Source organism: Falsiroseomonas selenitidurans, from assembly GCF_012103215.1.
GTDB lineage: Bacteria > Pseudomonadota > Alphaproteobacteria > Acetobacterales > Acetobacteraceae > Falsiroseomonas > Falsiroseomonas selenitidurans.
Genome location: NZ_JAAVNE010000046.1, coordinates 1 through 21914, shown reverse-complemented (window position 1 = coordinate 21914; position 21914 = coordinate 1). Strand labels below are relative to the sequence as shown.

32 protein-coding genes are annotated in these 21914 nt (G+C 72.3%); 18 read left to right on the top strand and 14 right to left on the bottom strand.

Features of this window, described 5'->3' with window-relative positions; all coding sequences use genetic code 11:
• The 11 genes from HEQ75_RS21695 to HEQ75_RS21650 all read right to left on the bottom strand — a co-directional run bounded on the left by HEQ75_RS21695 (position 1) and on the right by HEQ75_RS21650 (position 8851).
• Positions 1-2031 (bottom strand): phage terminase large subunit family protein, encoded by a 2031-nt coding sequence (locus tag HEQ75_RS21695; RefSeq protein WP_168034216.1) that lies wholly within the window; start codon positions 2029-2031, stop codon positions 1-3.
• Positions 2009-2539 (bottom strand): terminase small subunit, encoded by a 531-nt coding sequence (locus tag HEQ75_RS21690; RefSeq protein WP_168034215.1) that lies wholly within the window; start codon positions 2537-2539, stop codon positions 2009-2011. The genes HEQ75_RS21695 and HEQ75_RS21690 overlap by 23 nt, the downstream gene beginning before the upstream one ends.
• Before the next feature lie 196 nt (positions 2540-2735).
• Positions 2736-3281, bottom strand: coding sequence for a hypothetical protein (locus HEQ75_RS21685; protein ID WP_168034214.1), 546 nt, complete (start codon positions 3279-3281; stop codon positions 2736-2738).
• Between the two features lie 237 nt (positions 3282-3518).
• Positions 3519-5462, bottom strand: a complete 1944-nt coding sequence (locus HEQ75_RS21680) for a hypothetical protein (RefSeq protein WP_168034213.1) — start codon at positions 5460-5462, stop codon at positions 3519-3521.
• Between the two features lies 1 nt (position 5463).
• Complete coding sequence (locus HEQ75_RS21675) at positions 5464-5628, bottom strand: hypothetical protein (RefSeq protein ID WP_168034212.1); 165 nt, start codon at positions 5626-5628, stop codon at positions 5464-5466.
• Positions 5628-6653, bottom strand: coding sequence for a CHC2 zinc finger domain-containing protein (locus tag HEQ75_RS21670; RefSeq protein ID WP_235962040.1), 1026 nt, complete (start codon positions 6651-6653; stop codon positions 5628-5630). The genes HEQ75_RS21675 and HEQ75_RS21670 overlap by 1 nt, the downstream gene beginning before the upstream one ends.
• Positions 6650-6898, bottom strand: coding sequence for a hypothetical protein (locus HEQ75_RS28425; protein ID WP_235962039.1), 249 nt, complete (start codon positions 6896-6898; stop codon positions 6650-6652). Before HEQ75_RS28425 ends, HEQ75_RS21670 begins: the two co-directional genes overlap by 4 nt.
• Positions 6895-7140, bottom strand: a complete 246-nt coding sequence (locus HEQ75_RS21665) for a hypothetical protein (RefSeq protein WP_168034210.1) — start codon at positions 7138-7140, stop codon at positions 6895-6897. Before HEQ75_RS21665 ends, HEQ75_RS28425 begins: the two co-directional genes overlap by 4 nt.
• A gap of 228 nt (positions 7141-7368) precedes the next feature.
• The gene (locus HEQ75_RS21660) at positions 7369-7698 is read right to left on the bottom strand and encodes a hypothetical protein (protein ID WP_168034209.1); all 330 of its coding nucleotides are present in this window, start codon (positions 7696-7698) and stop codon (positions 7369-7371) included.
• Positions 7686-8189, bottom strand: a complete 504-nt coding sequence (locus HEQ75_RS21655; protein ID WP_168034208.1) for a hypothetical protein — start codon at positions 8187-8189, stop codon at positions 7686-7688. Before HEQ75_RS21655 ends, HEQ75_RS21660 begins: the two co-directional genes overlap by 13 nt.
• Complete coding sequence (locus HEQ75_RS21650) at positions 8186-8851, bottom strand: hypothetical protein (RefSeq protein WP_168034207.1); 666 nt, start codon at positions 8849-8851, stop codon at positions 8186-8188. Before HEQ75_RS21650 ends, HEQ75_RS21655 begins: the two co-directional genes overlap by 4 nt.
• Before the next feature lie 26 nt (positions 8852-8877).
• On the opposite strand from HEQ75_RS21650, the gene HEQ75_RS21645 reads away from it, so the two are divergent.
• The gene (locus HEQ75_RS21645; RefSeq protein ID WP_168034206.1) at positions 8878-9357 is read left to right on the top strand and encodes a hypothetical protein; all 480 of its coding nucleotides are present in this window, start codon (positions 8878-8880) and stop codon (positions 9355-9357) included.
• A 15-nt stretch (positions 9358-9372) separates the two neighbouring features.
• The gene (locus HEQ75_RS21640; protein ID WP_168034205.1) at positions 9373-9948 is read left to right on the top strand and encodes a hypothetical protein; all 576 of its coding nucleotides are present in this window, start codon (positions 9373-9375) and stop codon (positions 9946-9948) included.
• Here the strand turns inward: HEQ75_RS21640 and HEQ75_RS21635 are convergent.
• The gene (locus HEQ75_RS21635) at positions 9945-10178 is read right to left on the bottom strand and encodes a helix-turn-helix domain-containing protein (protein WP_168034204.1); all 234 of its coding nucleotides are present in this window, start codon (positions 10176-10178) and stop codon (positions 9945-9947) included. The two genes, HEQ75_RS21640 and HEQ75_RS21635, sit on opposite strands and share 4 nt — an antisense overlap.
• Positions 10179-10262: 84 nt before the next feature.
• Between HEQ75_RS21635 and HEQ75_RS21630 the strand changes: the two genes are divergently transcribed.
• The 14 genes from HEQ75_RS21630 (at position 10263) to HEQ75_RS21570 (ending at position 19833) form a co-directional block, all read left to right on the top strand.
• The gene (locus HEQ75_RS21630) at positions 10263-10733 is read left to right on the top strand and encodes a helix-turn-helix domain-containing protein (RefSeq protein ID WP_168034203.1); all 471 of its coding nucleotides are present in this window, start codon (positions 10263-10265) and stop codon (positions 10731-10733) included.
• A gap of 191 nt (positions 10734-10924) precedes the next feature.
• Positions 10925-11104: a hypothetical protein gene (locus tag HEQ75_RS21625; protein WP_168034202.1), complete on the top strand. Its 180-nt coding sequence runs from the start codon at positions 10925-10927 to the stop codon at positions 11102-11104.
• Positions 11101-11277, top strand: a complete 177-nt coding sequence (locus HEQ75_RS21620) for a hypothetical protein (protein WP_168034201.1) — start codon at positions 11101-11103, stop codon at positions 11275-11277. The genes HEQ75_RS21625 and HEQ75_RS21620 overlap by 4 nt, the downstream gene beginning before the upstream one ends.
• Entirely contained in the window at positions 11274-11546 is a 273-nt protein-coding gene (locus HEQ75_RS21615) for a hypothetical protein (protein WP_168034200.1), read from the top strand. Before HEQ75_RS21620 ends, HEQ75_RS21615 begins: the two co-directional genes overlap by 4 nt.
• 61 nt (positions 11547-11607) lie before the next feature.
• Positions 11608-11949, top strand: coding sequence for a hypothetical protein (locus HEQ75_RS21610; protein ID WP_168034199.1), 342 nt, complete (start codon positions 11608-11610; stop codon positions 11947-11949).
• Positions 11946-12074 (top strand): hypothetical protein, encoded by a 129-nt coding sequence (locus HEQ75_RS28890; RefSeq protein ID WP_268887795.1) that lies wholly within the window; start codon positions 11946-11948, stop codon positions 12072-12074. The genes HEQ75_RS21610 and HEQ75_RS28890 overlap by 4 nt, the downstream gene beginning before the upstream one ends.
• Positions 12071-13219 carry a hypothetical protein gene (locus tag HEQ75_RS21605; protein ID WP_168034198.1) on the top strand — a complete coding sequence of 383 codons (1149 nt, stop codon included), beginning with the start codon at positions 12071-12073 and terminating at the stop codon, positions 13217-13219. Before HEQ75_RS28890 ends, HEQ75_RS21605 begins: the two co-directional genes overlap by 4 nt.
• 206 nt (positions 13220-13425) lie before the next feature.
• Complete coding sequence (locus HEQ75_RS21600; protein WP_168034197.1) at positions 13426-14004, top strand: hypothetical protein; 579 nt, start codon at positions 13426-13428, stop codon at positions 14002-14004.
• Positions 14001-16256 carry a ParB/RepB/Spo0J family partition protein gene (locus HEQ75_RS21595; RefSeq protein ID WP_168034196.1) on the top strand — a complete coding sequence of 752 codons (2256 nt, stop codon included), beginning with the start codon at positions 14001-14003 and terminating at the stop codon, positions 16254-16256. Before HEQ75_RS21600 ends, HEQ75_RS21595 begins: the two co-directional genes overlap by 4 nt.
• Before the next feature lie 81 nt (positions 16257-16337).
• Positions 16338-17402 carry a phage Gp37/Gp68 family protein gene (locus HEQ75_RS21590; protein WP_168034195.1) on the top strand — a complete coding sequence of 355 codons (1065 nt, stop codon included), beginning with the start codon at positions 16338-16340 and terminating at the stop codon, positions 17400-17402.
• Positions 17399-17716, top strand: coding sequence for a hypothetical protein (locus HEQ75_RS21585; protein WP_168034194.1), 318 nt, complete (start codon positions 17399-17401; stop codon positions 17714-17716). The genes HEQ75_RS21590 and HEQ75_RS21585 overlap by 4 nt, the downstream gene beginning before the upstream one ends.
• Complete coding sequence (locus tag HEQ75_RS21580) at positions 17709-18074, top strand: DUF4326 domain-containing protein (RefSeq protein WP_168034193.1); 366 nt, start codon at positions 17709-17711, stop codon at positions 18072-18074. Before HEQ75_RS21585 ends, HEQ75_RS21580 begins: the two co-directional genes overlap by 8 nt.
• Entirely contained in the window at positions 18067-18402 is a 336-nt protein-coding gene (locus tag HEQ75_RS21575) for a hypothetical protein (protein WP_168034192.1), read from the top strand. Before HEQ75_RS21580 ends, HEQ75_RS21575 begins: the two co-directional genes overlap by 8 nt.
• Positions 18403-18615: 213 nt before the next feature.
• Complete coding sequence (locus tag HEQ75_RS21570) at positions 18616-19833, top strand: tyrosine-type recombinase/integrase (protein WP_168034191.1); 1218 nt, start codon at positions 18616-18618, stop codon at positions 19831-19833.
• A 195-nt stretch (positions 19834-20028) separates the two neighbouring features.
• Here the strand turns inward: HEQ75_RS21570 and HEQ75_RS21565 are convergent, their stop codons facing one another.
• Entirely contained in the window at positions 20029-20253 is a 225-nt protein-coding gene (locus tag HEQ75_RS21565; protein WP_168034190.1) for a hypothetical protein, read from the bottom strand.
• Positions 20243-20857 carry a hypothetical protein gene (locus tag HEQ75_RS21560; RefSeq protein WP_168034189.1) on the bottom strand — a complete coding sequence of 205 codons (615 nt, stop codon included), beginning with the start codon at positions 20855-20857 and terminating at the stop codon, positions 20243-20245. Before HEQ75_RS21560 ends, HEQ75_RS21565 begins: the two co-directional genes overlap by 11 nt.
• A gap of 112 nt (positions 20858-20969) precedes the next feature.
• Between HEQ75_RS21560 and HEQ75_RS21555 the strand changes: the two genes are divergently transcribed.
• Both HEQ75_RS21555 and HEQ75_RS28885 read left to right on the top strand, forming a co-directional pair.
• Positions 20970-21425 carry a hypothetical protein gene (locus HEQ75_RS21555; protein ID WP_168034188.1) on the top strand — a complete coding sequence of 152 codons (456 nt, stop codon included), beginning with the start codon at positions 20970-20972 and terminating at the stop codon, positions 21423-21425.
• Between the two features lie 108 nt (positions 21426-21533).
• A complete protein-coding gene (locus HEQ75_RS28885; RefSeq protein ID WP_268887794.1) occupies positions 21534-21662 on the top strand; it encodes a hypothetical protein in 129 nt (42 codons plus the stop codon).
• Positions 21663-21914: the final 252 nt, after the last annotated feature.

Here is a 21914-nt window from a genome sequence, read left to right as displayed (position 1 = left end):
TCACCAGGCGGAAGCGCCGCCCCAGCTTGGCGCAGGCCCCCACGCGGTCATGTTGGGCGGCGGGGCCTCGGGCTCCGCCGCGTTGCGTCCATCCCGCGCGGCCATCTCGGCCCGCGCGGCCTCCGCCTGCGCCACCAGGCCGGGCGTCATCAGCGCCATCAGGTCGCCCTGCGCGGCCTGCGGAGCGCCCTGGGTGCTGGCGATCAGCGCCGCCCAGTCGGCCTCCGTCATCGGCAGCGCCATGGCCCGTGCCAGCGCCCGCGTGTAGACGGCCAGATCGAAGGCCTCGTTGCGTGCGGCCAGGCGCTTCCATTTGCGGATGCCGCTGCGTGGGTCTTCCACAAAGCGTTCGGCCAGCAGCTCATCGACCCAGGCGCGGTCGACCATCTGGCCGTTCCAGCGCAGCGCGCCGACCGGCCAGCCTTCCCGCCCGGGCCCGATCTCCGTCAGCCGCAGGGCGGAGGCGATCTCCGACTTCAGGTCCCAGGTGCCGACCGGATAGATCGGGCATTTCGGCAGCAGCTTGGGATCGATATGCTCCTGCCCGGGGCCCCGGATGGGCCGCCAGACCTCCTTGCCCAGCGGCGGCAGGCGCCAGCCCTCGCGGCCGTCCAGCGCCATCACCTGGAAGGCCCGGCGGCCGGCCTGCAGCATCACATGCCGGTAGACGTGGCCGGACAGATAGCCCGAATCGACGCCCCAGGCTTGCGGCGCCACCTCGCGCCCCCAAGCATCGCGCCAGGTGCGGGTCAGCAGTGCTTCGTGCCGCAGCCACACCTCATCCTGCGTCGGGTCGCCCTGCAGCACGCCCGTGTCGATCAGCCACTGGCCAAAATGCCTGTCAAAACCCCACACCGCCCAGGCCAGGAAGTCGCCCTGCACGTCGGTGGCGCCGGTCAGGAACAGCACCCCCGGCGGGATGCGCCGCACCGGCCAGGTGTCACCGCGCGCCAGCAGGATCTCCGCCTTAGGCAGGTCGAAGGCTTCGTCGAAGGCCTCGCCCAGCCATTGCTGCGCGAAGACCTTCGCCTTCGACGGATCGGCCTCCACCTTCTCCGCCTCGGCCGCGAGGTCGGCCCAAGGCGTGAAGGGGCTGTACAGCGTGTTGATCCGGTAGCTGGCATTCAGCGGGATCATATCCGGGCGCTCGTGCACCCAGCGGCCTCGCCGCAGCATGTCCCGCTTCGCGGTCTCGGCGATCGCCTGGCCGCATTCGGCACAGTGGTACTCGGCCGCCGCCGGCTTTCCCGCGGGCCAGCGCAGGTTCGCGAAGACCAGCTCCTGCTCATGCTGGCAATGCGGGCAGGGCACATGGAAGGTGGCGCGGCTGCCTTCGTCGTAGCTCTTGGTGATCCGGCAGTGCCCCTTGATGCCGGGGGTGGAGATCAGGATCTCCTTGTGCCCGCGCCGGCGCCACTGGATCGTGCGCGCCAGGCCTTGTTCCAACGGGTCACCGCGACCGCCCACATCCTCCTCGAATTCGGACACTTCCTCGGCCAGCAGCGCGCGGACCGTGCGGCTTTGCAGGTCGCGGGAGGAGCCGGCGTTGCCAATTTCAACCTGCGCGCCGCGTGCGCCGCGCTTGAAGTATTTCGTGCTTTCCTCGCCGGTGCGGTCCGTCACCTCCGCCACCGCGCGCATCAGCGCCGGGCTGGCCTGGATCATCCGGTCCAGCTTGTCGCGGTTGTACATCCGCATGCTGGCTTCAGTCGGCAGCAGCACCAGCACATCGGCCGGCGTCTCGCTCAACACCTGGCCGCAGAAGTTCAGCCCCACCTGCGTCTTGCCGCACTGGGCGGAGCCCAGCAGCGTGACGCGCCGCGTCGGGTCGCGCAGGCTGCAGCGGTCCATCACCTCCGTCAGGTAGGGCGCGCGCTCATTGCGCCAGCGGCCCTGGGAACTGCCTTCGCTTACCACCCGCTCGGCCTCCGCCCAGGCGGAGACAGTGCGGCGCGGGTCGGGGCGGATGCCTTCGGCGAACAGTCGCGCCAGGAAGCGTGCGCTGTCGTCAGCCGGTGGCAGCGCCTCCATTCATTCCCCCTGCCGCCAGGCCGGACAGGCGGGCGGCGAATGCTTCGAACACGTCGTTGATCCCATCCTCCAGGGCGGAGGCCTGCACGGCGTCCAGCACCGTGTCGCGGGGCACAGCCAGCACGTTGTCGCGCAGCTCGCGCACCCAGGGGCCGAGCGTGGCGGCGATGGTCGCGCGCTCCACCAGCTCGCCACGCCGCGCCTGCAGTTCCAGCTCGGCGCGGTCGGCATCGGCGCGCGTCTTGCGGGCGCGCTGATGCGCGAAGGTGCCATCCGCCTCGGCCGCTGGTGGCACCGCGCTCGCCTTCGCCCGCGCCGGATCGGCCGCGGCCTCGATGTCCGCCAGCGCCAGGCGCGGGACGATCTTCCGATCGGCGGTCAGGGACGCCGCGGAGATCCTGCCCTCCGCCACCAACTTGGACACGTAGGGCCGCGACTTGCCGATCCGCAGCGCGAAGGCCGCGAAGGTCTCCGGGAGATCGTCACCGTCACCCGTCACGGCGGTCATGACCCGTAACCCAATTTCGTGACCCCTCAACTAGCGAATTCGGACGCCTTCGGTCACCGTATTTGCGCGGCGGCCAGAGGGACCCATGGGCCTGGGCGGGGCGGAGGGCTGGAAATGGAAGCGCCCGGCTCGGGTTTCCCCGGCCGGGCGCGCGACTCCATCATGCCGAACGGATACCGCCTCACCCCACGGCGCGTCAAGCGGCGCGTGCGGCGTCCACCCAGCCCGCGCGAACCGCGTATTCCAGCAGGCTGGCCTGGATCAGGCGCAGCGCGCGGACATCGCTGATGCGGTAGACCTGCCGGAGGTGCCACGGAGTCCAGCCGCGCAGGCAGACATCCAGCGTCACCTGCAGCAGCCGGAGGTCACCGCGCACCGGCTGCGCCTCTGCCCAGCCGGCCCAGCTGCGATAGCGCACGGCGCGGAGCCGGACCGATGGCGGCTCCATAGCGGCCGCACCGCCGCCGCCATCCACCCGGTCATGCAGCCGCCCGGCGCCGAGGGGCAGCACCCAGCCCGCCGCATAGGCTTCGATGTCCTCCGCCGCCCGCAGCTGTTCGTCGCGCAGCCGCCCGGCCTCGTGCAGATCGTGGATGACATGGCCGAGGCTGCGCTTCTCCGGCGCCCGCGGCCGCGCACCCGCATCGATGGCCCGACACATGGCCTGGGCCGCCACCGCATCCGGGGTCACATAGGCGCCGCCCGCCTGGATGACCCCCACCATGCTTCGCTTCGCCGCCATCCCGCCCTCCTGTAACCGCGTAACCAGCCCCGTAACCGCCTCTGTAACCTCTATCCCCTTGATAAGATTAGGTAGGTTACAAGTTACGGGGTCTGTGACCCTTCTCATGAGAAAACGCCCAATAGGGGCCGACCCACTCACCCACACGCGCGCGCGCGAAATGCCGTAACCTGTAACCAAGCGAGCCTTTTCAAAGCCTTGGCGGTTACAGACGCGGTTACGCGGGCGGTTACGCGGTTACGGGTCCACGGGATCGACCCCCACCAGGTCGGCGTCATCGATGCCCAGATGCACCAGCGGCACGAAGACGGCCCGGCTCTGCCCGCCATGGGCGAAGCTCACCGGCCCCCTGCTGAGCTGCGCGCCGGGGAGGTCGAGGAGGGGGCCGCGCCAGGCTTCATCGGGCCAGGGCGATCCGTGGAACACCGCCCGCATGGCGCTGTGCGCCTGGCCGATCAGCAGCCCCGCCGTGCGCGCCCCGGGGAAGGGCCACCCTTTCATGGAGCCATGCGGGTCGAACACCGCCCGCAGCCCCACCGACCCCAGGCGCCGGTCCCAGGCCCGTGCCTGATCCTGCGCCATGTCGCGCGCCTCCCCATGCAGGCGGTCGCTCATCAACGGCACCTGCGCCCGCAGGCTGGCGATGATGGCGCTCTGCACCGTCAGCTGGTCCGAGCTGCGGCGGAACACTGCGATGCGCGAGCCGAGCAGGTGCTGCAGCACCAGGAATCCGGTGTCCGTGAACTCCGCCGCGCTGCGCGTGGTGAGGAATTCCTCATAGGGCGCCATCACCTCCCGCGCCTTGTCCGGCGCCATCACCCCGTCCCGCGCCAGGGTCCACCAGCCGGCGACCAGCGCGCCGATCTGGTCCGCGGAGCGCGAGGTGCCCTCCATCCCCTGCGCCACCTGGCGCGCCACCTGCCAGTTCTCCCGCCACCGCCCATGGCCGCCCAGCGCGCGGGCCAGCAGCTTCGGGTGCAGGTCGCGGGCCAGCTGCATGGCCGCGTCCAGATCGGCGCGCTGCCGCGCCTCCGGCCGGCGCAGATGCAGCAGGGTGATGCGGCTGGCATCGGCATCCGTCATCGACGGCAGCGTGATGGCGGCGAGGAGGAAGGAGCCCGCCACGCGGAACACCTGCACCCCGCCATCCAGCGCGGTCTGCGCGGACTTGCTGCCTTCCCCGTCGGAGCTGCCGCGCATGATCTCGACGATCTGCTTCACGCCGCGGGCATCGGCCTCCCGCTCATCCAGCGGGATGAGTCCGGAGCGACCATCGAATTGCCGCTTCAGGCCGGCGGCGGTGATGTCCGTGGAGGGCTCCCCGGCACCGCAGGCGGCGGCGACCAGGCGCGCCAGCGTGGATTTGCCGGCATCCTTCACCCCGCGCAGGAACACGTGCGGCCGCCACGGAATCGCGGCCCCCAGCAGCCCGCAGCAGACCAGCCCGACCAGCACCTGGGGCCCGACTGGCGAGGCGAAGGCCCACATGCGGAAGGCCTCTTCCAGGTCCGCGACCTCCGCGCGCAGGGCGGGCTCGGCGGCCGGCGGCTCCCGCCGCTCCGGCGCGAAGACGTAGATGGCGCGGCCATCGCGGAAGCCGGGGCGCCGGGCTTCATCCCACCGCCCTTCGGGGCCCGGCAGCAGCACTTCCGTCCCCGCATGGAACAGCACGCCCTTGCCATGCGGCCAGACGCCATCCAGGCGCAGCTCCACCGCGCCGGCATGGCCGGCCGCGGAACAGGCGGACATCAGCGCGTCGCCCACCAGCTCCGCATCGTAATCGGTGGGCGAGGCCCGCTTGCCGCGTGGTGGCAGCGGCCAATGGCCGATCAGGAATTCAGTGGCGGACTGGCCGCCGAACAGCGACTTGATGACGGCGCGCTGGTACAGGTCCCGCGCCGAATGCACCACCTGCAGGCCGTTGGCATCCAGCAGCGCATAGGCCGTGGCGCCCTTGCGGGTGGTGACGCCGATCGGCACCACGGGGCCAAAATGCGCGCCATCCTCGGCGCCGCCGGCACCGGGCGGGCCGCCGCCGCCGCCACCGCCACCGGGGCGATCATCGTCGTCGGGGGGCGCGGGAGCCGGGCCGGTGACTTCGCGATCGAAGGGAATGTCATCCTCCGGCGGGCGCGGGGCAGTGGCGCCGCCGAAGGCGGGGCGGATGACGCGGGCGGTCATGTCAGGCGACCAGCTTCCGCACTTCGTCCACTACGATCAGCAGCATGGTCAGGACGCCGACGACCATCACCACGACGATGAACCCGTCGAGCTGGCGCGAAGCCCGCAGCAAGACGGCCAGCGCGCCGATAGCGCCCAACATCGACACAGCCAGAATAATCTGCATCACGCCGCCCTCCCCCGCATCATCAGCACGTCCGCGTAATCCTCCGCCGGCGGCACCGGGACGCGGATGGTGGCGGCGAGGCCGGCTTCCACCATCCGGCCCTGCAGTACGCGCGCCGAATGCAGCCCCTGGCCCTCCGGCCGCCACGGCTTGCGCCGCGGCTTGTCGCGATCCGCCAGCACCAGCAGATCCGTGCAGGCCTCCGGCGGCTCGAACCCTTCGATGCCGCCGGCGGAGATCGCGCTCCACACCGGCCGGCCGAACAGCGCGGCGCCGGCCAGGCTGGTCTCGATGCCCTCCGCCACGCCCATCGCCGGGGCATCCGGGCCCAGCCGGATGGCGGCGCCGCGCGGCAGCGGCCCGAAGACCCGCTTCGCGCTATCCACGCCGCCCAGCTTCCCGAAGCCGCCGCCGGGCGCCGGCGCCAGATAGGTGCGGTGCACGGCGCACAGCGCACCATCCGCCGCCTGCACCTTCGCCAGCATCACGGGATGGATCGCCCGCCCGGTCTCCCGGTGCTCGAGATCCGTCTCCCGCAGCACGGCGGCGGCGCCGCTGGGCAGCGGCCACAGGCGGCGCCCGGCCAGATAGAGTTGCGCGGGCTGGCCGAGGCGGATCGGCCGCGCCGCGCGCCACAACTCCGCCGCGCGCCGGATATCCGCGCTGCGATCGACGGGCGGCGGCGGGGGCGGCGGCGGCGGCAGCGCCTCGCGCCGTTCCCCGGGCGCCAGGTCCAGCTTCATGCCGGCTTCCTCGGCGCAGCGCGCCACCGCTTCCCGGAAGTCGCAGCCTTCGGTCTGCATCACGAACGCAAAGACATCGCCATGCGCGCCGCAGCCGTAGCAATGGAAGGTGAAGCGGTCCGCGCGGACCTCGAAACTCGGCGTCCGCTCGCCATGGAAGGGGCAGAGGCCGGAATAGCGCAGCCCGCGGCGCTTCAGCTGCACCCGCCGTCCGACCACCGCTTCCAGCGGCAGCCGCGCGCGGATCTCCGCCAGGACGGATTCGGGCAGGCGGCCGGTCAACCCTGCCCCTCCGCCCTGCCATGCAGGCCGATGGACCGCACCAGCCCGATCTGCACCCCGGCCAGAACCGCCTTGCGCGCCTTCGGCGCCGTGGCGCGGGCGATCAGGAAGCCGAGGGCGCAGATCAGCACCGCCAGCGCCGGCAGCAGGTTGGTGCCGGCAGCGCGCAGCACGGCATCCAGCCGTTCCGCGGAGACGGCGGGCAGACGCAGCGCCTCGGCCGGTTCGCGCGGCGATGGCGTCATGCGCCCAGCATCTCCCGCAGCCGCGCCGCGCAGCCCGCGGCATCACCGGCGCGCAGCAGCGCCCGCGCCGGCTGCAGCGCGGCTTCCTGCCGGAAGGACAGGATATGATCCGCCAGATCGGCCAGGCCGACATCCAGAAGGTTCAGCGCATACTGCGCATCGCCGCGGGCGGGCTCGGTCAGCACCGGCGCGGACATCACGCCGCCCGCCCCTGGCGCCAGGTGCTCCTCCGCCCCGATCATCGGACGCACCTCCACCCAAAAAGGCGGCCCGGCGAGGCACGAAGCCCCGCCGGGCCAGTTTCAGGGAGGAAACGTCCACCGCCGTGTACCCCCAGGCGGCCATGGGGAGGGGTGGGGCGGCCGGCGTGGGTCATTGCCCGAAGGCTCACCGCCGGTGCGGCACCGGCCGCCCCTGCGCCCCGGCGGGAGATCCGCGCGGACGGGCGCATCTGGTTGCGCGCCACGGGCCTACACCCCGCCCGGCGGCACATAGACACACAGCACGGCGCCGCCCCGGCTCAGGCAGGCATGCCGATCCTCGTCGCCGGAGACGCGGATGCGCCGGTCGCCATGCGGCACGAAGGCATCCACGGGCGGCGCGCCGGGCGGCAGCATCGGGTGACTGCCCGGCATCACCCGCACCCGGTAGCCGCCCGCAACCTCCGCCACCGCGCCATCCGGCACCGGCGCGCAGTCCCGCGTGTGGCAGCAATCCTGGTCATAGTCCCAGCCGGAGGGCGCCTGGTGCGCGGCGGCGGGCAGACTGGCGACCAGCGCCAGCAGCATCAGGCGGCGCATGGGCGCGCCCCCTTGGCGGCGATCGGCAGCGGCGGTCCGCCGAGGATGCCGCGGCAGCGCGTGGCGGCATCCATCAGGCTGTCCAGATGCTCCGCCAGCGTCGCGCGCTCCGCATCCGTCAGCGCCCCGTCTTCCATGGCTTCCAGATGCGCCGCCGCCAGCTCCGCCGCTTCCCGCAGCAGCGCGGCGGCGGCGCGGCCCAGCTCCCCGCTGCCGACCTCCACCGGGATCTGCTGGTAGCCCACCTGGCGCGCCATGAGGGCGGAGACCAGCGGCCGGCCGCCCATGGCGACGAAGGCGCGTTCCAGCCGCACCACCACATCCACGGGGGCGAAGCTGGCGTGGTGCAGATTGCCGTAGCCGTGCAGGACTGAGGCGGCGCGCCCGGCGATCATCGCCGCCAGGTCATAGCCGCCGACCCGTTCCACCAGCAGGTGGAAGGCGGTCTTCTGGGCCGCCCTTTCGTAATCCGCGAGGCTGTCGGACTTCATGGGGCGACCTCCGGGCAGGCAGGCTGGGGCTCATGGCCGCACGCCCCGGACGCCATCACGGCGCCGCGCATCTGCGCCAGCGGGCGCAGCCTGCGGATGGGGCAGAGGCCGGCATCGGGGGCCGGTCGTTGCGGACCCGCCCCCGATGCCTCCACCATGGGGTTGCCGAGACCGACCATGGAGGAAGGGATGGATGACGAGACCGCATCCGCGCTGCGCGCGGAGATCGCCGCGCTGGCGGAGCTGCTGGGGCTGGTGATGGCGCTGGGCAGGCAGCAGGAAGGCTCCGACGAATGGGCCTCGCTGCTCAGGGAGGCCGAGCGGCGGTTCCGCGCCAGGTTCGGCACGGACGTGCCGGCCTCGCTGCAATCGGCGCTGAGGATCGGCAGGTCCGGCATCGCCGGCGGGTTCTGACCCGCGCGCCAGGCGCTGGCCTCTGCCACATCGGCGGCGATGACGCCCCGGACGCGACGCAGCTGCGCCCGGTTCAGCCGGGCGTGCTGGTCGAAGCTGCGCGGGTACAGCGCGCCATCCACCGTCACCGTGGTGGCGTGGCGGATCTGCTCGACCAGCGCGCGCAGCTCCGCATCCGGTGCCGGCGCCGGCGAGGCCGGCCGCGCCAGCCCCGCAAGGATGGTGGCGAAAAGCCCACGGCGGTTCATCCATGACGCTCCGAAATGGATTTCGCATGTGCGAGATAACGGCGCATGGTTTCGTCCCCGGCATGGTGACGACGCGCTATGGTGCCGCCCTCGCAACGGAGGGAGATGAGATGAACCTGCCCCGCACCCTGGCCTTGGCCGCCCTGGCGGGCCTTGCCCTGGCAGGCGCGCCACGCGCCCAGCCGGCACCCCCGCAGGCCTATGGCAGCTTGGGCGACGTTCCGGCCTTTGGCTGGACTGCGCTGCGCCTGGCGGCCGACCTGGCCGCCCTGGCTGTTGCGCGGAACTACTGCAGCAGCGAGGCGGAGTTGGGCGTGGCCGCGGAGATTCTGGCCCCGCGCCTGCTGGCGCGGATTGAGGCCGGGGTGCCCGATCCACGCTGGCGCGATGCGGTCCAGGGCGCGGCCCTGGCGCTGATGATTCAGGCCGAAGCGCGCCGCGCCGAGCGGTGCTTCGAGGCCCGGCAGCGCATCAGCCGCATGGCCATTGAAGCCCTGACCCCGTGAGGACGTGACATGACCTTGAGCACCCTTGCTGTCCTGGCCCTGACCGCGCTGGTCATCGCCCTGTTCATCCGCGCGACCGTCCGTCGCCACGCGGAGGCGCCACGGCGCCAGGCCACACGCGGCGCCTTCCTGCGCTTCCTGGGCAACGCCGGCATCGTGATCGGCCTGGTGGCCTCGGCCGGCGGCGTGCTGCTGGCGCTGCAGAACCTGGGCGACCGCGACGTGGCGGAGCGGGCGCTGCTGATGATCGGCATCGACGCCGCCTGCTTCGGCATCCTGATCACCCTGTTCGCTGCCATCGGCCTGCGCGTCGACGATCAGGCCGCGGCGGCGGAAGAACAGGCTTCGCTGCAGACGGCGCTGCCCGCGATCCTGGAGGCCGTGCAGAGCGCCGCGCTGCGCGCCGAGATGGCCCCGGTGCTGGCCCGCCTGCGCGAGAGCCTGGAGGAGGAGGTGGCCAGCACCGCCTTCCGGCTGTTGCTGGAAGCGCGCCGCGCCGGCCAGCCGCTGAGCGAGGCCTACGCCATCGAACGCGCCACCCGCGACGTAGCCTATCACCGGCAGAGGATGTCGCAGACCCGCCACGGCTAGGCCGCAACCGCGGTTGCCGAGGGCGTGCGCAACATGTCGCGCAGGCCCTCGGCGCCAGGCGGCGTCCATTCCACTTTGGCCGCCAGCGCCATTTCCCAGAGGACCAGGTGATGCTCGGCAGGGATGGCGTCGGCCGCGATCCAGTTGGAGACCGCCGCTTGGCTCACGCCACAGCGCTCGCCAACCGCCTTGTTCCCGCCCAGCCCGACCACGAGGAGTTTGACCTTCATGCAAGCAGCATTTCAGGCTCGCTTAAAAAAATCAAGCGCCGAACTGAAAGGCATTCATCAGCCGGCCTTGCTACCCATCTGGCCATGGAAACCAAGGCCACGCCCTTCTCGGAACTGGTCGTCGGGTGCGGCGATAGGCTGGCCGCGATCCGCCTAGCCCTGGGGTTCGAACGCCAGACCGCGTTCGCGGCGTCCATTGGCATCAGCACCCAGCGCCTGAACCAATGGGAACAGGAAAAGCATCCGCCCGACCTGCATGTGATGTGCGCGCTCAAGCGCCGGCACGGCGTATCGCTGGACTGGATCTACATGGCCGATCCTGGCGCCATGTCTCTCAACCTGGTGCAGGCACTGGTCTCCCTCGGCGCGCGCCCGGGCGCCCCGCTGTCCGCCCGGCGCCTGCGCCACACGCTGGGTCACGACCCGGACGAACCGCGCCCCGCCTTCCTGCACGAAGACCAGGCCGGCCGGCCCGGCTTTCGCGAGGAGCAGGCGCCCGCACCCCTGCCGAGGGCCCGGCGCGGCCGCCCACCAAAGGCCCGCCCCGAAGACTGAGTTTCAGGGCCGCTGAATTTTTCCATTTGATTATTTAAGCGAGCCTGATATTTTCGCCTGCGTCAAACGACGGAGGCGACCTTGCCCGCCCTTGCCACCTCCACGCCGCTCCGCGTCGAGCCGGATTTCCGCGTTCCGGAGAGCCTGTGCGGCCCGCTGCTGCTGGCCGCCGCTGCGCAGGCCGCAGCGTGATGCAGGCTCCAGAGCCAGACGCCGCGCTGCGCGAGGCCGCGCGCGCCATGGATGCCGCCCTGTCCGGCCTGTTCCGCGACGGCCCCCAGGCGGCGGGGTCGGACACCTATCTGGGTGGGGTGGACGAGGCATGGCGCAAGTTGCGCGCCGCGCTTGCGCCCGCGGCGCCCGCGCCATGACCCGCTTCATCGTCATCTGGCACGACGAGCGCGGCGCGGAGATCGCTCGCGACGATTTCCGCGTGCACGGCCGCGCCGTGGTGCAGGCCTACGCGCTGGACCAGATGCGCCTGCACCCCAAGCGCTGCTTCCGCATCGTGGAGGAGGCGGCGCTGGCGCCGCTGGCCGCATGAGCGCGGAGCTGGAGGCGCTGGCCGCGGTGATCCGGGTGGACATCGCCATCCGCCGCATCGCCGGCAGCGGCAACCCGGCGGCCGCCGACCTGCTGCTGACCCTGGCGGACCAGCTGGAAGCCGTCGTCATCGCCTCGGACCATCTGGCCAAGGTTTGCGTCGCGCCGGGCCTGTCCGCCGCCTGCATGACGCGCCTCGCCATCCGCCGCGCGCGCGCCCTGGCCCCCATCGTCGCCCCGGTTCCGATGAAGGAGACGCCGCTGCCATGAGCATTTCCCGCTCGCCGCGCGACTGCGCCATCGACCTCAGCCGGATGGAGGCCGGCACAGCATGACCCAGATCGTCTACCTGCAGCACCTGGCCGGCGAACCGCGCCAGCGCGTGCCGCTGCCGGAGCCGGCCGGCGCCTATGTCACCCGTCCGCAGCGCATCCTGCGCGATGCCTTCGGCGCCGTCGCCTATGTCGCGGCGGGCAGCCCCACGGACAACCGCGGCCACGGCCAGGTGCTGGCATGGCTGGTGCCGCCGGGCTGCACCGCGCCGGACTATGCGGAGGTGCGGTTTCCGTCCGGCGCGGTGGACCGGCACGTGCCCGTGGCATGGCTGCACGATCCGCATGCGGTGGCGCAGCTGCGCCCGGCGCAGACCCCGGCGCGGAGGATCTCCGCATGAGCCCGCGGCAGCGCAGGCCATTCGCCCAGCGCGCGCGGGACGCGGTGCTGGCCACGCTGTTCCTGGCCACCCTGCTGGCGGGACTGACGGCGCTCGGCATCCTGGCCGGAGGGTGGCTGGCATGACCGCGCTGGACCGCATGCGCGTGCGCCAGGATACGATCCAGGCCCTGCTGCGCGAGGCCGGGCCGGCCGGCAATGCCCTGCTGCGCGGCGCCGCCGTGATGGCCAGCATCGCGGTGGACGAGCTGGCCCAGGCCGCGACCGCGCCCGCTCCGGCGCCGCCACCCGGCCCCGCGCCTGAGGAGGCCGCGCCAGCCCTGCCGGCGGACGACAGCTGGACGCTGCGCAACGGCGCGCCGGTGGTGCGGGCCGCGCCGCCGGGGCCGGATGCCGCCGACCCAACCTGGACCCCGCAGGCCGGTCTGCCGGCCTGGGCCGAGGCGATCCCCGCCATCCAGGTGCCCGAGACCCCGGCGCCCGAGCCGGTCAGCGCGGAGGCCGAGGCCGCCGGCGCACCCGGGCAGAGCCTGCCGGCCGAACCTCCCCCGGCCGGGGCGCAGCAGGTGGAAGCCCTGCAGGCCGTCGCGGAGCCGCCACCCGACCGCGACCTGTGCGAGGCGCAGATCGAGGCGCTGCGCGCCACCTGGCCGGACCGCGACATGACCGTGGAACAGATCGCGACGCGCCTGGCGGAGGCCGACGACCGGCGGCCGCCCCGGCCGCGCATGAACTACAGCGCCATCCGCAAGGCGGCGGTCGCGCTGGGCCTTCCGGCGTCTCGCTTGGATGCCTTCGATGCGGCGGCGCGCCAGGCAGCAGCACAGGCCGATGCGCGAGCCGCGGCGGCCGAGGCACCGCCGCCCGCGCCCGCGCCCGTGAAGTGGACGCCGGAGCGCAAGGCCGTCATCGCCAGCATGTTCGGCGCGCGCGACGACGCAGCCATGGCGGCCGCCATCAACGCCCTGCCCGGGCCCGCCGCGACCATCGAACAGTGCATCGCGCATGCCGGCTACATGGGCCTTAAGCGCCCACGCCCGCCGGCCGCGCCTCCGCTGCCGGCCGCGCCGCGTGACGGTGCCGCCGATGGCAAGATGCACCGCGCCACGCTGCCGGCGGAGAACCCGCACAAGGCGGAGGCCATGAAGCTGCTGCTGGCCGGCATGTCCGGCCGCACCGTCGCGGAGGAGATGGGCCTGCCGCTGTCCGACGTCTCCAACTGGGCGGCGGAGGCGCGCGAGATCCTGCGCCAGCAGCGCAGCGCCGCATGACCCAGCGCCGCGCCTGGCCGCCGCCCGAGATGCGCAGCATCGGCGCTGCCGCCCTGGCCCGTCCCAGGGCGGCAGCGCCTCGGCAATGACCAGGCGCTGGTGCTGGTGAAGGACACGGCCGGCAGCGCCGACCGGATCGACGCCGCCCGCCAGCTGCTGGCCGGCACCCCGTACACGCTGACCCCCAGGCCGTGGAGCCCGACACGATGAACGAGATTCTCCAACAGATCGCCGCCCGCCGTCGCGGCCAGGTGGCGCACGGCTACGATGCCGCGCACGACGACGCGCACACCGGCGGCGAGCTGGCGCTGGCCGCCGCCGCCTACGCCGCCGCCGCGACGACGCACGGCATGAAACGCCGTGCGTTGCAGCAGCGGCGCGGCCTGGCGGCCGCGCTCTACCCGTTCGAGGGCGTCGGCTACCTGTGCCAGCCCCGCCGGGACAGCCTGCTGGCCGCCGCCGCCCTGCTGGTGGCGGAGATCGAGCGCCTGGACCGCGCCGCCGGCGCGCCGGCCGAGGATCATGGCGCCGCACCGAAGCCGGACATGTTTGCTGAATTCGACAGCGATGACTGGCGCGAGAGCATGGAGGAGGCGCTCGAAATCACCGGCGTGCTGGACATCGTCTGCGTCCAGCGCGCCCAGCGCCTGCCGGATGTCTTTGCGGTGCGCATGCCGCACGAGGATTTCAGCGGGATCATGGAATTTGCCAGCCTGGCGGAGGCCGAAGCCTACGTCGCCGAGCTGACGACCCTCTACGACGCCGCCGTGCCGGGTGACGCATGAGCACGCCGAACCACGCCGCCGCGCTGCAGATCCGGCCCGGCAGCATCGTGGTGCCGACGCAGGGCCTGCGCCGCGCCGCCACCACGCAGGAACAGGATGCCGGCCTGCTGGGCAGCATCCGCGCGCTGGGCATCCTGCAGCCCATCATCGTCCGCGCGCATCCGGCGGAGGCCGGCATGTATGTGCTGGTGGCCGGACGCCGCCGGCTGCGCGCGGCGCAGGCCGCCGGGCTGGACACCGTGCCCGCCATCGACCGCGCCGACCTGTCGGACGCCGACTCCGCCGCCATCGAGGCCGCGGAGAACATGCAGCGCGCGGCGATGGCGCCCACGGATCAGTGGCGCGCCATCCGCGAAATGCAGTCCCTCGGCTGGTCCCTGGACGGCGCGGCGGAGGCGCTGGGCATCCCGCACCGCACCGCCCAGCGCCTGGACAAGCTGGGCCGCCTGCACCCGGACGTGCTGGCGGCGATCGAGGCGCACGGCCTGCCGGACGCCGAGGAACTGGCCAGCATCGCCCAGGCCCCGCTGGATGTGCAGGCCGCCGCCATGCGCGCCCAGGCCGGCATGGCGCAGCCCTGTTGGTGGAACGTGGCCGAGGCCTGCCAGGATGACCGGACGCCGCGCGAATGGGCAGTGTTCGACACCGCCACGGCCGGCGTGGTGTTCGAGGAAGACCTGTTCGCCGAACCTGGCACGGAGTGGCAGTTCACCACCCACGACAAGGCCGGCTTCATGGCCGCGCAGCGCGCCGCGCTGGCGCAGATGGCGGCCGATTCCAAGGGCCGGCTGCGCGTGGCCGACCTCGACAAGCACGGCCACCCGCGCCTGCCGCAGGGCTGGGACCGCCTGTGGGGTTGGCGCCACGCGGACGGCAAGCCGCCCCGTGGCGCCGTCGGCTTCCTGTGGCTGTCCCAGGATGGCCGGCTGCAATCCGCCGCCGCCAAGCCGCAGGCCACCGCCGACACCACGCCCGCCCCCGCGCCAGCCACGGCCAGCGCCGGCGACGCGGAAGCGGAATCGCCCGAAGAAGACGCCGACCACGAAGCGCCGCCCCTGCCGCCGCCGCCCGATCCGCCCGCCAAGCCGCGCCTGACGCAGGCGGGGCGGGAATTGCTGGCGGCGCTGCGCACCGATGGCCTGCGCGCCGCGCTGCGCGACCGCGCCCCGCCGGTGCCGCCGCTGGCGCTGCTGCTGCTGGCCCTTTCCGCCCGCAACGTCACCGTGCATGGCGAGGTGGGCAGCAAGTTCAGCCCCACCCTGTTCGGGGACATCGCCGCCGCCACCTTCGCGGCCCTGGACCAGCCGCAGCCCTTCGGCCTGTACGACCGGCTGGAACGCATCGCGCGGGAGGCGGTGGCCCGCATCCTGATCTGCGACGGCACCAAGGCCGGCAATGGCAGCGGCGACGCGGCGGAGTGGATTGGCGAGCTGGTCCGCGCCGACGCCACCCTGCCCCGCCTGGACCGGGCGGAGTTGCTGGCCGCCATGTCCGGCGACCTGCTGCGGGAGATTGCCGTGGGTGCCGGCATCAAGGACAGCGGCAAGGTTGCCGGGCTGCGCCAGGCGCTGACGGGCGCCGTGCCGGACCTCCGCCTGCCGGAAGCCCGGTTCGGCGCGCCGCGCCCGGAACTGGAACCCCCGCCCGAATGCGACCGCGCGGCCGGCCACAAGCAGTGCGATTGCGGCTGGGTGGAGGGGGACAGGGAAGACACCGCGTACTGCGGCCTGGGCGAATGGCAGGCGCAGATGGAACGCCTGGGGCTGCGGCCGTCGCCGGCGGCACCGGAACCCGCACCGCCGGCCGAGGCCCCGTCCGAACATTTTCCTGACACCAGGGAAATGGTCCCCGCCCCGCCCGCCGATGCCCCGCCGCCGGCGCACACCTGCCCGTGGGATGGCGCCAGCCAATGCCCGGACGACCTGAAGCGCAGTTGCACCCACGAATGCCCGCGGCGGGAGGAATACGACGCCTGGTGGGAAAGCCCGGCCGCTGACCGCGCCGCGCGATCGCCCCAGGAACTGGCCGCCGCGCAGCTCGCCCAGCCGCCCGCCGCGCCGGCAACCGGCTGCGGCTGGAACGGCGAAAGCCTCTGCCGGGAGGAGGGCACGACGGTGTGCCACAAGCTGTGCCCGCGCCACGCCCGCTACGCCGAGTGGGTGACCACGCCCCAAGGCAAGGCGGCCCGCCGCCGCCAGGAGAACGCCGAGGCCCGCGCCCGCCTGCGCGAGGGGCGGAGGCCGCCGGCATGAGCCTGGAACAGCGCATCGCCATCACCGCCCTGGCGGTGCTGGCCGCGATCGTCGGGACGGTACTGCGGAGGGTTGCGGCCCATGGGTGAGAACAGCGCAATCGAATGGTGCGACCACACCTTCAACCCGTGGATCGGCTGCACCAAGGTGAGCCACGGCTGCGACCACTGCTATGCTGAGGCGCTGGCCACGAACCGCCTGGGCGTGGCCTGGGGCCCGCAGGCGGAGCGCCGCCGCACCGCCGCCAGCACCTGGCACCAGCCGGCGGCGTGGAACCGCAGGGCGGAGCGGGAGGGCAAGCGGGCGCGCGTGTTCTGCGCCAGCCTGGCGGACGTGTTCGACAACCAGGCGCCGGCCGAATGGCTAGCGGACCTGCTGGACCTGATCCGGCTGACGCCACACCTCGATTGGCTGCTGCTGACCAAGCGCCCGCAGATGATCCTGGCGCGCCTGCGGGCGGCGCTCGAGCGCCTGGCGCAGGGCACCGGCCGCGACGACCTGGTTGCTTGGCTCGCCGCCTGGATCTCCGGCCACCCGCCGGCAACCGTGTGGCTCGGCACCACGGTCGAAAACCAGGCCGAGGCCGACCGCCGCATCCCGCACCTGCTGGCGGTGCCGGCGGCAAAGCGGTTCCTGTCCTGCGAGCCGTTGCTGGGGCCGGTGAGCCTTCACCCGATGGACCAGCCGGGGGGATGGGAAGAACTTCGACCGCTCTACCGAATTGCGCCCGGCGATTTTGACGGCGACGGCGACCCGATAGCGCCGCGCGGCCGCATCGACTGGGTCATCTCCGGCGGCGAATCCGGCCCCGCCGCGCGCCCCTCGCATCCCGACTGGCACCGCAGCCTGCGCGACCAATGCGCAGAAGCCAAGGTGCCGTTCTTCTTCAAGCAATGGGGGGAGTGGCGCGAGTATTCGAGGCCAGGCGCTCCGGAAATTATCGGCATCGAAGCCGAAAGCGATGAAGCCGCCGCCATCTTCTGGTCTGCGACGGCGCCGGCGTTCATCAACCACGACGGCGACGTGTTCAACTATCCCGACGATCTGCCGGACGACGGCACCCCCTGCCGCCTGATGGAGCGCGTCGGCAAGAAGCGCGCCGGCGCCCTTCTGGACGGGCGCGAGCATCGCGAGGTGCCGGCATGAGCCCCACCGGACAGGACGCCATCCACCTCCAGATCGGCGGCTACGATTGGTGGTGGGTGCCCGGCTCCCGCCACGTCTCCGGCGGCACCGACGATCCCGCCGACGACATCACCCTGCCCGGCGAGGTGGACCCCATCCAATTGGCCGTCAGGCTGTATCTGCTGGGCTGGTCCGATGGCCGCATGGGCGGCCTGTCGGACGGCCAGAAGCGCGGCGCGGAGGCCGCCCGCGAAGACATGCGCCGCGCGCTTGGCGTGATGAGCGGCGCCAGCACCAACCTGCGCCTGTCCCGGCTGGAGGATGCCGATGACTGACACCCCGCGCCGCATCCAGCGCCTGCGCACCAAGGGCTGGCGGCTACCGGCGGGCGCCGTCACCGTCTCCCGCCCCAGCAAGTGGGGCAACCCCTGGCGGGCGGAGGCGGTGGACGGCGTCGGCTGGTGCTGCGCGGATGCCGGCGGCCGCATCGTCCAGGCGCGCGACCGGCAGGATGCGCACTACCTGGCCGTCGCCCATTTCCGCGCCTGGCTCGCCAAACACCCCTCCCTGGTCGAGGAGGCGCGCACCGAACTGCGCGGCCGCGTCCTGTGCTGCTGGTGCCCGCCGGACGTGGCCTGCCATGCCGATGTGCTGCTGGCGATCGCCAACGCCCCGGACGCCACCGATGGCTAACCCCGCACCCCGCCGCAGCATCCACGACGGCGACGCCCGCGCCATCCGCCAGCACAGCGGAGACCCGGCCGCGCGGTGCTTCCTGGCCGGCCTCCGCCTGGCAGAACAGGCGCTGCGCGACCGCGTGGACGCGAACTACGACCAGGCGGACCGCAGCAGCGGCGCCGATCGGCGCGAGGCAAACCAGCGGGCGGCGGAGGCGGTGGCCCGCGCGGATTACGTGCGAGACCTGTCGATCGCCGCCGCCGGCGCCATCGGCCAGCGATCCACCCGCCGCGGCCTGCGCGCCATGCTGGCCCGGCTGGTGGGGGCGGGCGAGGCGGGATGAGCGCCAGGCGCCCCACGCTGGGCTGGCCGCTGCTGATGGACCAGGCGACCGCCTGCGCCTTCACCAGCACCACCCGCGCGCGGTTCGGCGCGCTGGTTGCGGCCGGGCTGCTCCCACCCTGCCGTGAAGTGTCACCCGGGCTGAAACTGTGGCACCGTCAGGAATTGGAGGGCTTTGCGGCCCGCCTCTGGCAGATCGAGGAGGCATCAGGCCTTGAGCAAGCGAGAGCCGACGCGCGGCGCGCGCTCAACGATTTCCAACCCGTGGCCGCACCTGGAACGGACACGCGGCGCCGGCGGGCAGACCTACCTCTACTACCGGCGCGCCGGGCGTAGGACACCGCTGCCGGGGCCGGAGGGCTCCGGCACGTTCATCCGGGCCTATGAGGCGGCGCGCGCGGCGACCGAATCACAGGCGCCGCGGACCACCGGCCGCCACACCCTGGACGACGCCATCACGCTGTACCTGGCCAGCGCCGATTTCCTGGCGCATGCCGCGAACACCCGCACCGATTACCGGCGGGTGCTGGACCCGTTCCGCGCGCAGTTCGGCACGCTGGCGCTGCCGGCAATCGACGAGGCGTGGATTGCGGCGCTGCGCGAGAAATACGCCGCCGCGCCCGTGGCCTGGAACAGCCTGCGCAGCCGGATGATTTCCGTGGTGCGGCTGTACCGCACGCTACAGCCCGGCGTGCTGGGCGCCAACCACTGGGAGACCTCGCGCCGACTGAAGGTGCCGAAGCCGGCGGTCAAGGCGCACCGGCCCTGGCCGGCCGCGGTGCTGGTGGCGGTGCTGCGCGCGGCGACGCCCGAATTCCGCTGCCTGCTGGTGGGCTACCTGCTGACCGCGCAGCGCGGCGGCGACGTGACGCGGCTGGAATCGCGGCAATGGAACCAGGCGAACGCGACGCTCAACCTCGGGCAGCAGAAGACCGGCGAGCCGCTGCTGATCCATGTGCCCGAGGCCCTGGCCGCCGCCTTCAACGCCATGGCGGACCGCCACCCGAAGCGGCTGTTCGTGACCCCGCGCGGCGAGGCCTGGACCACCAGCAACGCGCAGGAGACGCTGCGGCGGTTGCTCGGCATCCTGGGCCTGGACCGCTACACGCTGCATGGGCTGCGCGCGACGGGGCCGGTGGCGCTGAAGATGCTGGGCTTTGAGAACCGCGCCATCCGCAGCCTGACCGGCCACCGCACCGATGCGAATTTGGAGGTCTACCTGGACGGCGTCGACCACTACCCGCTGGCCCGCCAGGCGCAGGAAGCCCTGGCCGAGACCTTCGCGCCGGTGCTGACCCAGGCCCTGTCCGGCGCCAATGACCGCCGCTTCAGCGGGGTGACCGGCCGCGCCGCCCGCAAAAGCCGCGCGGAGCCCTGCCAACAGGCTGCCAACAGCCAACAAGGCGGCCCCGACGAGGGGGGAAATTCATAGCGATTTGAAGGGAATGCCCCGTACGGGATTCGAACCCGTGTTACAGCCTTGAAGGCCGAGACGATAGCGATATCAACGGGTTAATCTGGCAACCACAGCACAGTTTCAGGGCGGCATCTGGCCGCAACCCAGCGGCGGACCGCAGATCCGCAGCAAGATGCCCGCGCTATTGCCAGCAGCGGGTCGTTTCTTGCGTCATAGACCAGGCTCCATGTTGGCAGCCGACGCCTTGCCAAGCGGCGCCGCCAGCGGTTCGCTGGTGATCGTCCACCCGTCTGCCTCATAGGCGTCCCACCGCAGCGATGGATGGCAGAACAGGCGAATGGCCTGCTCCAGCGTCTCGCAGGCGTGTGTCTCGACCCAATTCCCGTTTTCGTCGCGGACCACCCAGCGACTGGTCGTCTTGTTCTCAGGTTGCACGGGGCGACCTCCTCTTGCTGGTCATCTTGCCGAAGGCGGGCCGGTGGCGCTTGCCCAAGGCGCGGTAGATCAGCCGCTCCGGGCGTCCGATCTTCTCCACCGCCTCGGCATTGGTCAGCGACTGGTCGAACCAATAGACCGCCGCCCGCGCGCGCTCCGCCTCATCCATCTCAGGCGCCTTGCCAGGCCGCGCCTTCACATGGGATCGCGCCCGCGCCAGGACGATGCGCCGTTCATCCTCCCGCATGTCAGCCGCCAGGCGCAGCGCATCGGCCACGTCCTGAGCGGCCTCGGGTCGGACGCGGTAGGTGCGGCCGGTGCCGGCGTCCTTCAGCGTGGCGCCATGCTCGGCAATGGCAGCGGCGAACCGCAGGGCAGCGGCGTCGGAGGTGGCCAGGACGCCCAGCCGCGGCACCAGGATCACATCACCCTCCCGCGCCGCGCCGGGGATGTAGTCGCGCTGGGGCTGTTCGGGCTTCTTCCGGCAGTCGTCGCGGTAGGCCTCGGCCAGCTCCTCGGGCGAGGCACCGCCCGCCAGCAGCGCGGCATCCTGTTCGGCTTCGCTCGGGAGCCCCTTCCGGAGGCACTTATAGCACAAATGCACCGCTCGCGCCTTGTCTGTCGAAGCGCAATTTGCGGTTGACCATACAGCAGCGCAAGAGCAATATCCTCTCACACCGGGCGCCTCGCCGGATCACAGGGGCAGGACGAAGACAATGCTGGAAATTCAGTCTGGCCGCGCCGGCACCATGACGGAAATCACCGTCACCCTCTCAAGCCCCGACCTGCTGGATGATGTCTGTGCCGCGATGGGCGCATGCAGCGCATTTACCCGCCGCGCCGGCCTAGTTCAGTTTGTCAGGTGCAACAAGCGCGAGGCTGAGACCATCAATCGCCGCCTCGCCGCACTACAGTCTGCCCGCCGCGCCGCCGCCCAGGCCGCCTCCGCCGAGAACGTAGTTCAGTTTCCGGTCGCGACGCCGGCTGCGCGCCAATGGACGCGCCGCGTGATGCACCTCGAATATTCCGCGGTGAAGCCTGCCGCGACCATCGCCGGCCCTGGCGGCACGTCGCTGCGGTTCACCGGCTGGGGGAAGTCGTTCATCTGCACCAGCGAGTTGGCCGAGCCCGAATTTCAGGGCCAGGCCGTGCGCTACGCCTACTACGCGTGAGGCCAAGAAATGCCGAATCACCCAAATCGTAGCCTGCGCCGCCCAGTGTGCGACGCAACCGACAAGGCCCAGATCATTGGAGACGCTGCGAGCGAGGATGAGGCGCTGATGATCCTGCGCCGCCATTTCGGGGGAGATGTCCCGATTTCCAGCGCGCGGCGGCAGGATGTGATCCTAGCCCGCGATCTGGACGGAAGCCGCGTGATCCGCGCGTGGGTGCCTGTTCTGTCCGCATAACCCCAGATCCCGCGAGGGATGGCGACAACGGCCCCGCCGCTACTGGGCTGGAGCGTGGCCCTGGCCGTCACGCAGAGGCGGAGGTTCTGGCTTATGCCAGTGCCAAGGCCGCAGAGGGTGGAAGCCCCTCACCCAACTGAACATTAAACCCCCCCCCCTCAGAACGCACTAAGCCCGCCTGACGCAATGCCAGGCGGGCTTAGTGGTCGTCCTGATCTGCCCGAGGCTACCGCCGCACAAGAGCCCGGAACC

Bases quoted from the DNA above. Each gene is read 5' to 3' on its own strand.
- HEQ75_RS21695 (WP_168034216.1), bottom strand. From the start codon at position 2,031: ATGGAGGCGCTGCCACCGGCTGACGACAGCGCACGCTTCCTGGCGCGA.
- HEQ75_RS21690 (WP_168034215.1), bottom strand. From the start codon at position 2,539: ATGACCGCCGTGACGGGTGACGGTGACGATCTCCCGGAGACCTTCGCG.
- HEQ75_RS21685 (WP_168034214.1), bottom strand. From the start codon at position 3,281: ATGGCGGCGAAGCGAAGCATGGTGGGGGTCATCCAGGCGGGCGGCGCC.
- HEQ75_RS21680 (WP_168034213.1), bottom strand. From the start codon at position 5,462: ATGACCGCCCGCGTCATCCGCCCCGCCTTCGGCGGCGCCACTGCCCCG.
- HEQ75_RS21675 (WP_168034212.1), bottom strand. From the start codon at position 5,628: ATGCAGATTATTCTGGCTGTGTCGATGTTGGGCGCTATCGGCGCGCTG.
- HEQ75_RS28425 (WP_235962039.1), bottom strand. From the start codon at position 6,898: ATGACGCCATCGCCGCGCGAACCGGCCGAGGCGCTGCGTCTGCCCGCC.
- HEQ75_RS21665 (WP_168034210.1), bottom strand. From the start codon at position 7,140: ATGATCGGGGCGGAGGAGCACCTGGCGCCAGGGGCGGGCGGCGTGATG.
- HEQ75_RS21660 (WP_168034209.1), bottom strand. From the start codon at position 7,698: ATGCGCCGCCTGATGCTGCTGGCGCTGGTCGCCAGTCTGCCCGCCGCC.
- HEQ75_RS21655 (WP_168034208.1), bottom strand. From the start codon at position 8,189: ATGAAGTCCGACAGCCTCGCGGATTACGAAAGGGCGGCCCAGAAGACC.
- HEQ75_RS21650 (WP_168034207.1), bottom strand. From the start codon at position 8,851: ATGAACCGCCGTGGGCTTTTCGCCACCATCCTTGCGGGGCTGGCGCGG.
- HEQ75_RS21645 (WP_168034206.1), top strand. From the start codon at position 8,878: ATGTGCGAGATAACGGCGCATGGTTTCGTCCCCGGCATGGTGACGACG.
- HEQ75_RS21635 (WP_168034204.1), bottom strand. From the start codon at position 10,178: ATGAAGGTCAAACTCCTCGTGGTCGGGCTGGGCGGGAACAAGGCGGTT.
- HEQ75_RS21630 (WP_168034203.1), top strand. From the start codon at position 10,263: ATGGAAACCAAGGCCACGCCCTTCTCGGAACTGGTCGTCGGGTGCGGC.
- HEQ75_RS21625 (WP_168034202.1), top strand. From the start codon at position 10,925: ATGCAGGCTCCAGAGCCAGACGCCGCGCTGCGCGAGGCCGCGCGCGCC.
- HEQ75_RS21620 (WP_168034201.1), top strand. From the start codon at position 11,101: ATGACCCGCTTCATCGTCATCTGGCACGACGAGCGCGGCGCGGAGATC.
- HEQ75_RS21615 (WP_168034200.1), top strand. From the start codon at position 11,274: ATGAGCGCGGAGCTGGAGGCGCTGGCCGCGGTGATCCGGGTGGACATC.
- HEQ75_RS21610 (WP_168034199.1), top strand. From the start codon at position 11,608: ATGACCCAGATCGTCTACCTGCAGCACCTGGCCGGCGAACCGCGCCAG.
- HEQ75_RS28890 (WP_268887795.1), top strand. From the start codon at position 11,946: ATGAGCCCGCGGCAGCGCAGGCCATTCGCCCAGCGCGCGCGGGACGCG.
- HEQ75_RS21605 (WP_168034198.1), top strand. From the start codon at position 12,071: ATGACCGCGCTGGACCGCATGCGCGTGCGCCAGGATACGATCCAGGCC.
- HEQ75_RS21600 (WP_168034197.1), top strand. From the start codon at position 13,426: ATGAACGAGATTCTCCAACAGATCGCCGCCCGCCGTCGCGGCCAGGTG.
- HEQ75_RS21595 (WP_168034196.1), top strand. From the start codon at position 14,001: ATGAGCACGCCGAACCACGCCGCCGCGCTGCAGATCCGGCCCGGCAGC.
- HEQ75_RS21590 (WP_168034195.1), top strand. From the start codon at position 16,338: ATGGGTGAGAACAGCGCAATCGAATGGTGCGACCACACCTTCAACCCG.
- HEQ75_RS21585 (WP_168034194.1), top strand. From the start codon at position 17,399: ATGAGCCCCACCGGACAGGACGCCATCCACCTCCAGATCGGCGGCTAC.
- HEQ75_RS21580 (WP_168034193.1), top strand. From the start codon at position 17,709: ATGACTGACACCCCGCGCCGCATCCAGCGCCTGCGCACCAAGGGCTGG.
- HEQ75_RS21575 (WP_168034192.1), top strand. From the start codon at position 18,067: ATGGCTAACCCCGCACCCCGCCGCAGCATCCACGACGGCGACGCCCGC.
- HEQ75_RS21555 (WP_168034188.1), top strand. From the start codon at position 20,970: ATGCTGGAAATTCAGTCTGGCCGCGCCGGCACCATGACGGAAATCACC.
- HEQ75_RS28885 (WP_268887794.1), top strand. From the start codon at position 21,534: ATGATCCTGCGCCGCCATTTCGGGGGAGATGTCCCGATTTCCAGCGCG.